Here is a 14,446-nt window from a genome sequence, read left to right on the forward strand (position 1 = left end):
TCAGTATGAAGCTTTTTTTCTCTTGGAAGCGCGTCGGGCTGGCGCTATTGATTCTTCTGTGGCTGCCGGGGCCGGCGGCGCGAGCCCAGGCGCCGGCCTGGCAAATGGCCGTGGCCACCACCGGCAGCGGCGACCTTTCCCAGGCGTACGGCAGCGCCGCCGATGCCGCCGGCAATGTGTACATCGGGGGTAGCTTTCGGGGCACAGTCGCGTTTGGGGGCACCACGCTCACCAGCGTGGGCAGCTACGATTTGTTTGTGGCCAAGTACAACCCGGTCAGCCGCACCTTCGAGTGGGCCGTGCGCACCGGCGGCGCCAACAACGAGCAGGTGAATGCCGTGGCGGTGAGCAGCGCGGGCATTTACATCGCCGGTTTCACCCAAAGCGCGCTCATCAACTTTGGCCCCAGCACCCTGAGCGCCAGCGGCGGCGCCGATGCCTTCGTGGCGAAGCTCACGCCGGCCGGCAGCTTTGTGTGGGCGCTGCCTGTCAGCGGCGATGGCTTCGATGAAGCGCTGGCCCTGGCCGCCAATGGAACAAGCGTGTACGTAGGCGGGCATTTTAGCAGCAATTCGGCTAGCTTCGACGCCATACGCCTGCTGAATACCGGCACCGTGAATGCGGGCTACGACGATGGGTTTGTGGCTAAAATCGCCGACGCGGGTGCCACGGCAGGCTTTGCCTGGGCCCAGGGCCTGGGCGGCACCAACCACGACAAGGTGACGGCCCTGGCTGTGACCGGCGCTGATGTGCTGGTGGCCGGCAGCTTCCGCGTGACCAGCACGTTCGGGCCCTTCACGCTGACCAGCGCCGGCTTTCAGGACGTGTTTGTGGGCAAGTTGCTCGACACCGGCAGCAGCCGCAGCTTTGCGTGGGTGCAGCGGGCCGGCGGCAGCACCGGCGACGACGTGGCCCAGGGCGTGGCCGGGCGCGGCAACCGGGTATACGTGGCGGGCTATTTTGACAGCAGCACGGCCAGCTTCGGGACCACTACGCTGGCCCGGGCCGGCGACTACGACGCGTTTGTGGCCCAGCTCACCGATGCGGGCAGCAGCGGCAGCTTCGGCTGGGCCCAGCGCGCCGGCGGCACCAACGAGGACCGGGCCTACGGCGTGGCGGCCACGGCCGATGGCGTGTGCGTGGCCGGGTTTTCGCGCAGCGCCACGGCCACGTATGGCAGCACCACGCTAGCCAATTACGGCAGCAACGGCAGCGCCGACATCTTCGTGACCCGCCTGGTCGACAACGGTAGTAGCGGCGTCTTCGGCTGGGCCCAGCGCGCCGGCGGCACAGGCTCCGACCAGGCGTATGCCTTGACGCTTGCCGGTCCGGTCCTGTACGTGGCCGGCGCGGTTTCGCCCCAGGCCATTTTTGCCCCACTCACCATCAACGTTCCCACGAACGTGTCTATCCCCTTCCTCGCCTCCCTCACCGACCCCACCCTCACGGCTACCACCGCGGCAAAAGGCGACCTGCGCTTCACCCTTTCTCCCAACCCGGCCCGCACCACAGCCACGGTGCAGCTGCAGGCCACGCCCGGTGCCGCCACGGCCACGCTCACCCTGCTCGACGCGCTGGGCCGCGCCGTGCGCACCCAACAGGCCACTCCCGGCGCCCGCGCCGAGCTGGACCTACGCGGCCTGACTCCCGGCCACTACGCCCTGCGCGTGAGCGCGGGCACCGAGGCAGGTACCCGCCGCCTCGTAGTGGAGTAAGGCGAAGGCCGGCACGGCTTCCAGCAGTTTGAAACAGAGAAGGGCTCCCGCCGTAGCGGGAGCCCTTTTTCATTGTGGCGGTGCCTGATGCGACGGAGCAACAAAAGATTTTGGCCTGCCTCGTCTATCGCAAACGGTTGTGTAACTATCACAATCGTTGCCGGCAAAAAACTTGGCTATTGGCTAGAAAAACAGGCATTTAATCCGGAAAGGCGGGACATACTTTTAATCCGACGCTGGTGCCAACTGGGCCTTCAGCATCAGGTTTTTCTTTCCATCATCCCACCCAAACCCGTCTTCCCTATGAAGAAACTTCAACGCGTTTTTCTTACGCTGGCGGCTGCTCTCAGCGGCCACCTCAGCCTTTCGGCGCAGAACGCGCCGGTGCCGTTTGAGGCCGAAGCCGGTACTTCGGCCGGCACGCCCATCACGGGCGCGGCGCAGGGCGACTGGGCCTTCCGCACCACCGGCACGCCGGCCGTTACCTACGCCACCTCGCTCACCGACGTCAGCGCTTACACGGCGCCCACCTCGCCCGGCGGCGGGGTGGGCGCCTCGGCCCCGGCCACGGCCAACCGGGTGCTGAGCTACACCGTCACGTTCCCCGGCCCGGGCACTTACGATTTGTACGTGCGCGTGCGGGTGGGCAGCGCTGGGGCCAACGACGACAGCTTTTACTACGGCAAAACCTTGGGCGCCAAAAGCCCGACGACGGCTGCCGACTGGACAAGCGCCAACAACATCTACAACATTGGCTACACCGGGGCCACCCAGGTGGTGGACGGCGGCGGCGGGGCCGGCACCGGCGTCTGGAAGTGGATTAACATCTCAAAATACAGCTTTGGCGGGCAGGCCCTGGTGACGTACACCGTGCCGGCCGGCAGCCTCACCCAAACCTTCCAGATTGGGGCCCGCGAAGACGGGCTGGACTTCGACAAGTTCGTGTTTGGCCAAACCGGGTATTATTTCACGGTGGCCAACCTCGACGCTGGCGCGCAGGGTTCCGCCACGCCGCCGGTCACGTTTACGCCCACCGGGCCCCCTTTCGCCACCGGCAAGCCCAAGTACCTGGGCTGCGCCTACAGCTCGGCCCAGGCGCCTTTTTTTGGTAATTACTGGGATGCCGTGACGCCCGAAAACGGCGGCAAATGGGGCGTGGCCGAAAGCACCCGCGGCACCTACAACTGGGCCGAAGCCGACGCCGCCTATGCCCAGGCCGTGGCCACGGGCGGGCCGTTTCGCTTCCACACCCTCATTTGGGGCACGCAGCAGCCCACTTGGCTGGTGGGCCTCTCGCAAGCCGACCAGCTGGCGGCCATCAACCAGTGGTTTGCGGCCGTGCGCGACCATTTCGCGGGCAAGCGCATCGACTTTATTGATGTGGTGAACGAGCCCACCCACCAGCCGCCCGTGGTGCGCGCCGGCGTGGCCGACTGCGGCGGCTACATCGACGCGCTGGGCGGCAGCGGCACCACCGGCTGGGACTGGGTCATCACCTCCTTCCAGCTGGCCCGCCAGTATTTCCCCAACGCCAAGCTGATGCTGAACGAGTACAGCGTGGAAAACGAGCCCGCCCGGGCCGCTACCTATGTCACCATTGCCAACCTGCTGAAGGCCCGCGGGCTGATTGACGCCATCGGCATTCAGGGACACTCGTTTTCGCTGCTGAACACCTCCTCGGCTTCTATTCAGGCCAACATGGCCACGCTGGCCGCGCCCAACCTGCCGCTCTACGTCACGGAGTTCGACCTCGACGGCTTGGCCGACGCCGACCAGTTGGCCGCCTACCAACGCATTTTCCCGCTGTTTTGGGAAAACCCGGCCGTGCGCGGCATCACCATGTGGGGCTACCGCGTGGGCCACTGGCGCACCGCCCAAGGCGCCAACCTGGCCAACGCCGACAACACCGAGCGCCCGGCCCTGGCCTGGCTGCGCACCTACGTGGCCGGTGCCTACACCGGCCCTATGTGGACGGGCAACACCAGCGGCGCCTGGAACACGGCCAGCAACTGGATAACCAACAACGGCGCCCCTGCCAACGCGCTGGTGTCGTCGGCCACCGCCTACACCGTGCCCCTGGCCACCGACGATGCCTTCTTCCCCAGCTACGCCGCCAACCAGCCCGTGGTAAGCGGGGCGCAGGCCATTCGCAGCGTCACGCTCTCGGGCAGCGGCGCCAGCCTGACCACGCCCGCCGGCAGCACCCTTACCCTGACCGGTAACCTCACCAACAACGGCGGCGCCCTGGCTGGCAGCGGCAACGGCACCATCGCCCTGGCCGGCACCGCCGCCCAAACCATTGGCGGCACCAGCGCCTCCACCTTCCAGAACCTGACCGTGGGCACGGCCGGCGCCACGCTGGCCGCACCAGCCAGCGTGCGCCAGCTGCTCACCCTCACGGGTAACCTCACCACCAACGGCCGCGCCTTTACGCTGCTTTCGGATGCGTCGGGCACGGCGATGGTGGTGAATGCCAGCGGAACGGTAGTAGGCGATGCCACGGTGCAGCGCTACATCACGCCCAATAACACGGGCCTGGGCTACCGCCACTACGCGCCGCCAGTGAGCGGCAGCACGGTGGCCGATTTGGCTACGGCCGGCTTCACGCCGGTGGTGAACCCGAACTACAACACGGTGGGCAACACCGTAACGTCTTTCCCCACGGTGTTTGGCTATAATTCCTCGCGCCTGTTTGCTTCGGCTGCGCCCACTACCAGCGCGTTCGACTACGGCTGGGAATCGCCCACGACGCTGGGCGATGCGCTGATTCCCGGCCAGGGCTATTCCGTGAACCTGAGCGGCACGCAGCTCGTGGATTTTGTGGGCTCGCTTAATAACGGCAGCATCAGCCGCACGGGCCTCACGCGCAGCGCGCAGCCCGAGTCGGGCTGGCAGCTGCTCGGCAACCCCTACCCTGCCCCGCTCGACTGGGAAGCCGTGAGCACCAGCGGGCTTGATGCGGCCGTGTACGTGTTTCGTTCCAGCGGGCCCTACGCCGGCACCTATTCCAGCTACGTGCGCGGCGGCGCCAGCACCAACGGCGGCACCAACCTGCTGCCCGTGGCCCAAGGTTTCTTCGTGCGCACCACCTCGGCGGCCACGCCAGGCGCCATCAACTTCGCTAATTCGGCCCGCGCCACCACCTACGCCAGCCCCGTATTCCAGCGCGGCAGCGCCGCCACCGACCCGCTGGTACGCCTCGACCTGCGCGGCGCCTCCGGCCCGGCCGATGAAGCCGTGGTAACGTTCAGCAACGGCGCCACGGCCGGCTTCGATGCCACGGCCGATGCCTATAAGCTCACGGCGGCCGGCGCGCCCGTGCTGGCCGCCGAGCTCAGCGCCACCGAGCTGCTTTCCATCAACACGCTGCCGGCTCTTGGCGCCGCCGACGTGAGCGTGCCGCTGCGCGTGCAGGCGCCGCAAGCCGGCGCCTATACCCTGCGCGCCACCGAGCTGCTGAACCTGCCCGCCGGCCGCTACGCCTACCTGCGCGACGCCCAAACCGGCACCTTCTTCGACCTGAGCCAGGCCGCCGGCTATACGGTGAGCCTGACGGCCGGCCCGGCCACGGCGGGCCGCTTCACGCTCGTCATCACCCAAAACCGCGTGCTGGCCACTGCCCCGGCGGCCATCAGCCAGCAGGTGGCCTTGTACCCCAACCCGGCCCACGGCAGCGTCTCGCTGGCCCTACCTGCCGCGCTGGGCGCCCAAACCGTGGAAGTGGCGTTGCTGAATACGCTGGGCCAAACCGTGCTGCGCCAAACGCTGGCCGCCAGCACCGAGTTGCTGCGTCCACTGGCGCTACCCGGCCTGGCCCCGGGCATCTACACGGTGCGCCTGCAAACGGCCGCTGGCACCATCAGCAAGCGCCTGACCATCGACTAGTCCGGCTGCCTCCGGGAGCTGCCAGCCGCTTGTGTTAATTGGCGGCTCCCGGAGGCAGACACGGTTTTGCTTCTCATCTTTTGCATCAATAGCATTATGAAAAACACCAACATCCGGCGCAGAGCCCTGGCGGTGGCTGCCTTCACTCTCCTGGCTGGAGCTGCCTCCGAAGCCCAAGCCCAAGGCCCCGGCTCCGGCGGCCCCACGCCCGGCACACCCGCCGCAGAGGTGCCTCTGGACGGCGGCGCCTCGCTGCTGCTGGCGGCCGGCGCGGCCTACGGTCTTAAACGCCTGCGAAACCGCCGTAAATCATAAACACATCATCTCACCCAACAACAAAAAGCCGCCCTACTCACTGCAGGGCGGCTTTTCTTCATGCCACGAGTACAAAACCCGCACAAAACAATTTGTGTTTTTTTCAATAGTCAATCCTTAGTCTAAAATCAGATTGACTTTCTGGGCTGGTTAGCTTTCCATCACCTTGTTTTGGCGGTTGATGGATTCCAAATGTACAGCCGCAAGGTATTGCTCCACAAATTCTGTCGATAAGCCTACTGAATGCCCTTGACGCATAGACCGCTCCAGCACTTCATTAAAGCGTGCTGTTTGCAAAATGGTGATGTCGTTTTCCTTTTTGTACTGACCAATTTTCTCGGCCACGGCCATGCGGCGGCCTAGCAGCTGCATAATCTCGGCGTCGAGTTGGTTGATTTGCTCGCGGAAGCTGGCCAGCGCCGTGAGGTACTCGCGCTTGTCGGTGCTTTCGTGGCGCCACACCAGGTCCTCAATCAGGTCGCGCAACACTTCCGGCGTGATTTGCTGCTTGGCGTCGCTCCAAGCGTGGTCGGGGTCGATGTGGCTTTCAATCATGTTGCCGTCGAAGCCCAGGTTGAGGGCTTGCTGGGCTACTGCCGCCAGCGTGTCGCGCCGGCCGCAGATGTGGCTGGGGTCGCAGAGCAGCGGCATTTCGGGCATGCGGCGCTTCATCTCGATGGGCAGGTGCCACATGGGCGCGTTGCGGAAATCAGTGTTGCCGTAGCTCGAAAACCCGCGGTGAATGAGGCCCACGTGCGTCAAGCCGGCTTTTTGGAGGCGCTCCACGGCGCCCACCCACAGCTCCAGCTCGGGGTGAATGGGGTTTTTCACCAGCACCGGCACGTCGACGCCGCGCAGGGCATTGGCAATTTCCTGCACCGAAAACGGGTTGCCGGTGGTGCGGGCGCCCACCCACAAAATATCTATGCCGAAGGCCAGGCAGTCCTCGACGTGCTTGGCGGTGGCCACTTCCACGGCCGTGGGCAGGCCGGTCAGCTCACTGGCTTTTTTCAGCCACGGCAGGCCCTTGGTGCCCACTCCCTCGAACATGCCGGGCTTGGTGCGCGGCTTCCAGATGCCAGCGCGCAGGGCCTGCACCTTGCCGGTGGCGGCCAGGCGCTGGCAGGTTTCGAGCACCTGCTCCTCGGTTTCGGCCGAGCAGGGACCGGAGATGAGGAAGGGCTTGTCGTCGGGCTGGCGGTTGAACAGCGCGGATTTCATGGCGGGGATGGCGGATTGAGTCATGGGAATGATGGTTTAGTTGTTTCCGGAACGTCATGCTGAGCGCAGCCGAAGCATCTCTACCGCTTCGTTGGCTCGATTGAATTACTTGCGCGGTAGAGATGCTTCGACAAGCTCAGCATGACAGCCTTTTACCTCTAAGGCAGTATTTTACGAATGTGATTGGCTTGTTGAATTTGCTGGGTGAGGCCGTCGTAGTCTTCCCGCGCCAGCAGGTCGCGCAGGTGCTGCAGCTGGTGCAGATGCTCATCGAGCACGTCGAGCACGTTTGTGCGGTTTTGGCGGAAGATGGGCACCCACATGGCCGGCGAGCTTTTGGCCAGGCGCACCGTGGAAGCAAAGCCGCCGCTGGCCAAATCGAAAATGCGCTGCTCTTCTTTCTCCTTTTCGAGCACCGTGAGCGCCAGCGCAAACGAGGTGATGTGCGAGATGTGCGACACGTAGGCCGTGTGCAGGTCGTGGGCCGCGCCATCGAGGTAGAGCAGCCGCATGGGCAGCGCGTGAAACAGCTTTTCGACTAGCTGCACGGCGTCGGGGTCGCTGTGCCCGGTGTCGCAGAGCACCACGGTTTTGCCGTCGAACAGGCCCTGCGTGGCCGCATCGGGGCCGGAATACTCGGTGCCCGCCATGGGATGCACTGCCACGAAGCGGCCGCGGCGCGGGTGGCCTTCCACGGCGGCCAGCAGGGCCTGCTTGGTCGAACCCACGTCGATGACCACCTGGTTCGGCGCTGTGGCGTCCAGTACGGGCGGCAGCACGGCCAGCATGGCATCCATGGGCACGGCCACTACCACCAAATCGGCCCGGCGCACCGCCGCCGCAAGGTCGGTTTCGATTTCATCGACCAACCCAAGCTCCAGCGCCCGGCGCGCGTGGTCCGGACTTGCTTCCACGCCAATGAAATGCTGGGCCAGCCCGTGCTGGCGCAGGCTAAGCGCCAGCGAGCCGCCGATTAGGCCCAGGCCAATGATGGTGACGTTCATGTTAGTTGTCAGTTGTTCGTTGTCAGTTGTTAGTAAACACCTGTCATCCTGAGCGCAGCGAAGGACCTTCTCACATTCGCACTGTCTATGCTGACGTGAAAAGGTCCTTCGCTGCGCTCAGGATGACAGGTGGTGCACACTTTTCACCCGTTCCAGCGCCTCGCGCAGCACGCCCTCCGGCTGGCAGAGACTGGCCCGCACGTAGCCCAAACCATTGCTACCGAAGATGCCACCGGGCGTAATGAATACCCGCGCCTGGGCCAGCACAGCGTCGCTCAGGGCGTAGCCATCAGCGTATTCGGCGGGCACGGGAGCCCAGATAAAAAGGCCTACCTGGCCCGGCGCGGGCTCGCAGCCTACAGCACGCAGCAGCTCCACCACCAGCTCGCGGCGGGCGCGGTAGGTAGCGTTCAGCTCCTGAAACCAGTCATCGCCCAGGGCCAGGGCGGCTACGGCCGCCTGCTGCACCGGCAGAAACATGCCCGAATCCATGTTGCTTTTGAAGCGCAGCACGTCGGCAATGAGGTCGGCGCGACCGCAAAGCATGCCCACGCGCCAGCCCGCCATGTTGTGCGACTTGCTGAGCGAGTTCAGCTCCAGGGCCACCTCGTGGGCGCCGGGCACCGAAAGCAGGCTCACGGGCGGCGTTTCATTCAGGATGAAGCCATACGGGTTGTCGTGCACGAGCAGGATTTCGTGCTGCTTCGCAAAAGCTACCAGCCGCGTCAAAAACGCCACATCGGCCGAAGTGCCGGTGGGCATGTGCGGGTAGTTCACCAGCATAAGCTTCACCCGCGAGAGGTCGGTTTGAGCCAATGCGTCCAAATCGGGCAGCCAGCCGGCCGCGGCAGTGAGGTCGTATTCGCGCACCTCGGCCCCGCTGATTTCGGCCACGGCGCGGTAGGTGGGGTAGCCAGGGTTAGGGATGAGCACCGCGTCGCCGGCCTCCAGAAAGGTCATGGCCACGTGCATCAGGCCTTCTTTCGAGCCCAGCAGCGGCAGGATTTCACTGGCCGGGTCCAGTGTAACGCCGTAGTGGCGTTGGTAGAAATCGGCCATGGCGGCGCGCAGCGCAGGCGTGCCCTGGTAGCCTTGGTAGCCGTGGGCGTTGGGCTGGGCGGCGCTGCCGGCCAGCGCCGCCGTCACGCTGGGGTGCGGCGGCAAATCGGGACTGCCGATGCCGAGGTTGATAATATTAGCGCCAGCCGCGTTGCGGGCCGCCAGCTCGCGCAGCTTGCGTGAGAAGTAGTATTCGCCGGTGTGGGCCAGGCGGCTGGCAACGGGCACTTGCAGGCGGGTTTCGGAGGTGGTCGTCATGATTCGTTAAGCCAGTTGCGGTGCGGTGTGGGTGTCGGTGGTTTCGGAGGCAGCGGTGTTCCAGCAGCCGCGGCGGTAGGTGCCCAGCACCCGTAGCTCCTCGGTCACGGGGGCCAAATCGGCCAGCAATGCCTCCAGCTGCGCCAGGTTCTCAAATTCTACATCGGCGTGGAAGCCGTAGTGCCAGGGCTGGCCCGGCCGCGGGCACGACTGCAGCTTGCTCAGGTTGAGGCCGTGGGCGGCCACGCGGGTGAGCACGGCGGCCAGGCTGCCGGGCGCGTGCGGGGCGCAGAAGTAGAGCGAAGCCTTATCGGCCTGCGGGTTGGGCTGGGCCATTTCGGCGCGTTCCAGCACCAGGAAACGGGTGTAGTTGTGCGGGTCGTCGTGAATGGCAGGGGCCAGAATTTGCAGGCCGAACTGCTCGGCCGCTTGGGCGCCGGCCACCACGGCCACGCCGGGCGTGCGGTGCTGGGCCAGCAGTTGGGCACTGTGGCCGGTGTCGTCGGTTTCGACGAGCTTCCAGTGCGGATGGCGGTCCAGGAATTCGCCGCACTGGCGCAGGGCCATGGGGTGCGAGTGCACCTGCTGCACATCGGCCAGCGTGGTGCCGGGCAAGGCCAGCAGGTGCTGGTGAATGGGCAGATACACCTCGCCCGTAACTTGCACCGCGTGGCGTTCCAGCAGCAGGTAGTTGGGCAAAATGCTGCCGGCCAGCGAGTTTTCCATGGCCATCAGGCCGGCCTCGGCGGTGCCCTGCACCACGTGGGCCACCACGGCGGCAAAGGTGGCGCAGGGCAGCAAGACCGGCGCCGCGCCAAAAAACTGCCGGGCGGCTACTTCGTGGAAACTTCCCTGAAACCCCTGAATGGAAACGTGCTTGGGCATGAGCGTAGGTGTGAGTAATAGGCAATAAAAAAGGGCCTCCGTTGTGCGGGGCCCTGGGGTTGTTGGCAGCGAGTTGGGGGGGTTAACTCAGGCAACAGCGGGCCGGCTTCTTCGAATAGAAGAAGGTATAGCCGTAATAAAAGAAGCGCTGCTGCGAGGGTACCATGAGTGAATTGGGCATTAAAAAAGCGCCTTCCCGATGAACGAGCGGCGCTGGAGTTGGCTGAGGATTAGCTACGCGGCGGCTCGTTCTACGCGGTGGCGTAGAAGTAGTAATAGCCAAAAAAGTAGCGCGCCTGGAACATGAATGCTGGTGTTTGCGGCTGCAAGGTAGCCACGCGGCCGACAATTCCAAATCCGACCGCTACGGCAGCACCCGCTCCACCGCTGGCTCGCGGGTGGCGGTATTCATCCCTTTGAATTCGATGTACTTCACATTCGGCACCCAGAACGTGCCGCCCTCGATGCGCAGATACACGCGCTCCAGCTGCAGCTGCTTGCCGGCAATGGTGGCGTAGACGTGGAACGCCTTGTCGGCCGGCGACTTCAGCAGGAAAAACCGGACCTTGTTGTAGGCCGCAAACTTCAGCTCGAACTTGTCGGCAGCCAGCTTTTCGGCGGTGAGGCCGTAGGCAAACTTGCGCTGAATGAAGTTCAATTCCTTGCGCTCGCCGTGCTCGTCGTAGCGAATCCAGAAGGCGTTCACGGGCTCGTCCTCGTTGAGGCGACCGGCGCGGTCCACGTTCAATTGGTAGACGACGGTGTTGGTATTCGGGTCGCGCTGCAGGTAGAAGAGCTGATTGGGCACCCCGCTCGGCACCGGAAACACGATACCGGATTTCGCATCCTTTGGCGGACTGAAAAGCAGGCTAAAAAGCAGCAAAAAGGCCGTGGCCGACATTATTTCGAGCGAATGCAATGGGTGGGCAAAGGTACCACGGACACCGCCCCGCTGTAGCGTGGACGCTGCGAGTCCGCGCCCGTTTGCACGTGCGCCCATGCGCGGGCTCGCAGCGTCCACGCTACAAATCGTCCTGCCGCGCTACTTCATCTGCCGAAATTTCTGCTTCATCACATCCTGCACCGGCACGTTCGAAATCTTGCTTTCGAGCCAGGAAATGATGTCCAGGTACAGGAAAGGGCGGCTTTCGTACGGGTTAGCGGCGATGACCTGCAGCTTCTCTTTGAGGGCAATAAAGGCCTCCCGGAGCTGCTGCGGCGCCAGGCCGCCCAGCTGCCGCAGAAACCGGAAAATCTCGACCTGCATGGGCTGCTGCTCGTCCATCTTGCCCAGAAAATGGTACACGGAGCGAATCTGGTACTCCAGGCTGGCGTCGTCGCCGGCCTCGTAGTGGGCTATGAGGTTGAGGATGCGCGCGAAGCACTGCAGGTCCTCGCGCAAGCTCAAATCCTTGTGCTGAATGATGAGGCTGAGGTATTCAATGGCCTTTTCGTACTCGCCGCTGCCGAAGTAGAGGCTGGCAATCTTGTAGTAAAACACCAGCGTGCGGTGCATGTCGAGTTGCCCTTTGAAATGTTCCAACTGCTCCAGCAGCTCCGGAATGATGCGCAGGCCCTCGCTGAAGCGCCCTTCGAGGAAGTAAGCGTTGATTTTGTTGGTGTAGATGTATTGAAAGAGCAGGATTTCGGTGTTGGGGCTGCTGCGCCGGGTCTGGTTGGCGGCGAAGTCTTCAAGCGTGCGCAGCACTTGCATGAACCTGCTGTAGTAGAGCAGGTTGTAGAGCGCCGCTAGCAGGTTGTGCAGGCCTTTGATATAGAGCATGGTTTGCAGCTCCTTCATGGGCGGGGCCTGCTCGAAGAGGTCTACCCACTTCTGGGCGTAGCGGTAGCTGGCCCGAAAATCCTGGTTGAGCGTGTGGTACCACACGTGCGCCTGGTAGAAATACAGCTTCTCGAAAAAGCCGCCGCGGCTGTCCTCAGCGGCTGGCAGGTTTTCGCGAAAAAACGCCGTAATGCGCTCGTGGTCGGCGCGGTTGCGGGCGTGGCCGGCCTTCAGGTAGAGGCCGTAGAGGCGCAGCGAGGCGTTGGACAGCGCGTGCTGGCGGGCCAGGTGGCCCACGGTGTCCGCAGCTTCGGTGGTGAGGGTTTCGGCGCGGTCTTTCAGGCTCCGCGTGATGTACTGCGACTCAATCAATTTCTCAAAATCGAGGGCCAGCAGCACGATGTGCGGCATTTCGGCTTGGCGGGCCTGCTGCTTCACCTTTTCCAGCATGCGCAGGGCTTGCTGGTAGAAGCCCTTGTTGTAGAGCACGCGGGCGTAGTCGAGCTGCTCGTGCAGCTGGATGTCGGGGTTTTGGCCAGCGTGGTACACGCGCAGGCTGGCCAGCACCTGCCGGTAGAGGTTGGCCTTGAGGTTGGCCAGCTGGGCGCGCTTGAGGGACGGCACCTGGGCCAGCACCTGGGCCTCGTCGTAGGCGGCGGCGGCGTCGAGGGCGTCGAAGAGCTGCAGAAACTTAAGGTCCTCGGTCGAGCTCTGCCGGTTGGTGAACAGGCGGAAGTGCCGCTTCTCCGAGCGCGTCAGGGATTTTATCAGCTGAAAAACGGGCTCTGAACTCTTATTAGGCATCGTATGAACAATTTACACAACCTCTTTACCAACAACACTTTATTAATAAAAAAACACCGGTTAGAAATAGTAAAAACCACAAAATTGCGGTTTCGCCCCGGCTGCACGCGCCGCTACTTACGCTCTTATTCTACTCCCCGGCCCGGCTTGTGCGGGCATTTGCAGCATGGCGAACCAGCAAATCCACATCTTCGATACCACGCTCCGCGACGGCGAACAGGTGCCGGGATGCAAGCTAAACCGCGACGAGAAACTGCTCATCGCCCGGCAGCTCGAACAGCTCGGCGTCGACGTCATCGAGGCCGGCTTTCCGGTGTCGAGCCCCGGCGACTTTGCTGCCGTGCAGGCCATTGCCGCTCAAACCCGCGAAGCCACGGTATGCGGCCTCTCGCGGGCCGTCGAAAACGACATTCGGGTGGCCGCCGAGGCCCTGCGCCCGGCCCGCTACCCGCGCATTCACACCGGCATCGGCACATCGGACGTGCACATTCAGCACAAGCTCTGCACTACGCGGGAAGACGTGCTGGCCCGCGCCGTGGCGGCCGTGAAGCTCGCCAAAAGCTTCGTGGAAGACGTGGAGTTTTACGCCGAAGACGCCGGCCGCACCGACAACGAATTCCTGGCCCGCGTGTGCGAGGCGGCCATTCGGGCCGGTGCCACGGTGCTCAATATTCCTGATACCACCGGCTACTGCCTGCCGCAGGAATACGGCGCAAAAATCAAGTTCCTGCACGAGAACGTGCGCGGCATTCACACCGTGCGGCTGTCTACGCACTGCCACAACGACCTGGGCCTGGCCACTGCCAACTCCATTGCCGGCGTGATGAACGGCGCCCGTCAGATTGAGTGCACCATCAACGGCGTGGGCGAGCGGGCCGGCAACACGGCCCTGGAAGAAGTGGTGATGATACTGCGCCAGCACCCTTACCTCCACCTCGACACCCGCATCAACACCCGTCTGCTGGCCGAAACCTCGGCCATGGTGTCGCACCTGATGACCATGCCCGTGCAGCCCAACAAGGCCATTGTGGGGGCCAACGCCTTCTCGCACAGCAGCGGCATTCACCAGGACGGCATCATCAAGCACCGCGAAACCTACGAAATCATCGACCCGCGGGAAGTGGGCGTGGCCGATTCGTCCATCGTGCTCACGGCCCGCTCCGGCCGCGCCGCCCTGGCCTACCGCCTGCAGAAGCTGGGCTATGATTTCGAAAAAACAGCCCTGAACAAAGCCTACGCGTGCTTTCTCGAACTCGCCGACCGCAAGCGCGAGGTGGTGGACGACGACCTGCACGCCCTTGTAGAACAAGAAAACCTAGTAGCCGCCAACTAACCCATGACGACTCCAGAAGAATACCGCCCCCTCGCCGCCGGCCCCGCCCAACCCAGCAGCCAGCCTCCCCAACCGGAAACCCCACAACCGCCGCGCTTCACCGACTGGATTAGCTACGGAGTCGCGGTGATTCAGCAAGCAGCACCCACTGCCGCTGATTTCACCCCAGCAGGCGGCTGAAAGA

The 14,446-nt window shown here is 64.0% G+C and carries 11 protein-coding genes; 5 read left to right on the forward strand and 6 right to left on the reverse strand.

What is annotated here, in order from left to right; all coding sequences use genetic code 11:
* The first annotated feature begins 5 nt into the window (after window positions 1-5).
* From MUN81_RS21440 to MUN81_RS21450, 3 genes are all read left to right on the forward strand, one after another.
* On the forward strand, window positions 6-1,715 hold the full coding sequence (locus MUN81_RS21440) for a T9SS type A sorting domain-containing protein (protein WP_245114141.1): 1,710 nt from the start codon (window positions 6-8) through the stop codon (window positions 1,713-1,715).
* A gap of 303 nt (window positions 1,716-2,018) precedes the next feature.
* Window positions 2,019-5,600, forward strand: coding sequence for an endo-1,4-beta-xylanase (locus MUN81_RS21445; protein WP_245114143.1), 3,582 nt, complete (start codon window positions 2,019-2,021; stop codon window positions 5,598-5,600).
* Window positions 5,601-5,696: 96 nt separating this feature from the next.
* Entirely contained in the window at window positions 5,697-5,915 is a 219-nt protein-coding gene (locus MUN81_RS21450; RefSeq protein WP_223827735.1) for a hypothetical protein, read from the forward strand.
* Between the two features lie 150 nt (window positions 5,916-6,065).
* Here the strand turns inward: MUN81_RS21450 and MUN81_RS21455 are convergent, their stop codons facing one another.
* The 6 genes from MUN81_RS21455 to MUN81_RS21480 all read right to left on the reverse strand — a co-directional run bounded on the left by MUN81_RS21455 (window position 6,066) and on the right by MUN81_RS21480 (window position 12,929).
* Window positions 6,066-7,160, reverse strand: a complete 1,095-nt coding sequence (locus MUN81_RS21455; protein ID WP_245114146.1) for a chorismate mutase — start codon at window positions 7,158-7,160, stop codon at window positions 6,066-6,068.
* Between the two features lie 134 nt (window positions 7,161-7,294).
* Window positions 7,295-8,140 (reverse strand): prephenate dehydrogenase, encoded by an 846-nt coding sequence (locus MUN81_RS21460; protein WP_245114149.1) that lies wholly within the window; start codon window positions 8,138-8,140, stop codon window positions 7,295-7,297.
* 117 nt (window positions 8,141-8,257) lie between these two features.
* The gene (locus MUN81_RS21465; RefSeq protein WP_245114151.1) at window positions 8,258-9,457 is read right to left on the reverse strand and encodes an aminotransferase class I/II-fold pyridoxal phosphate-dependent enzyme; all 1,200 of its coding nucleotides are present in this window, start codon (window positions 9,455-9,457) and stop codon (window positions 8,258-8,260) included.
* 6 nt (window positions 9,458-9,463) lie between these two features.
* A complete protein-coding gene (locus MUN81_RS21470; protein WP_245114153.1) occupies window positions 9,464-10,342 on the reverse strand; it encodes a prephenate dehydratase domain-containing protein in 879 nt (292 codons plus the stop codon).
* A gap of 364 nt (window positions 10,343-10,706) precedes the next feature.
* Window positions 10,707-11,261, reverse strand: a complete 555-nt coding sequence (locus MUN81_RS21475; RefSeq protein ID WP_245114155.1) for a DUF4833 domain-containing protein — start codon at window positions 11,259-11,261, stop codon at window positions 10,707-10,709.
* 123 nt (window positions 11,262-11,384) lie between these two features.
* Window positions 11,385-12,929: a tetratricopeptide repeat protein gene (locus MUN81_RS21480; RefSeq protein WP_245114157.1), complete on the reverse strand. Its 1,545-nt coding sequence runs from the start codon at window positions 12,927-12,929 to the stop codon at window positions 11,385-11,387.
* Between the two features lie 166 nt (window positions 12,930-13,095).
* Here MUN81_RS21480 and MUN81_RS21485 point away from each other — a divergent pair, with 166 nt between their 5' ends.
* A complete protein-coding gene (locus MUN81_RS21485; protein ID WP_245114159.1) occupies window positions 13,096-14,262 on the forward strand; it encodes a 2-isopropylmalate synthase in 1,167 nt (388 codons plus the stop codon).
* A 3-nt stretch (window positions 14,263-14,265) separates the two neighbouring features.
* Window positions 14,266-14,442 (forward strand): hypothetical protein, encoded by a 177-nt coding sequence (locus MUN81_RS21490; RefSeq protein ID WP_245114160.1) that lies wholly within the window; start codon window positions 14,266-14,268, stop codon window positions 14,440-14,442.
* The last annotated feature ends 4 nt before the right edge of the window (window positions 14,443-14,446 follow it).

The organism is Hymenobacter sp. 5317J-9, assembly GCF_022921075.1.
Taxonomy (GTDB): domain Bacteria; phylum Bacteroidota; class Bacteroidia; order Cytophagales; family Hymenobacteraceae; genus Hymenobacter.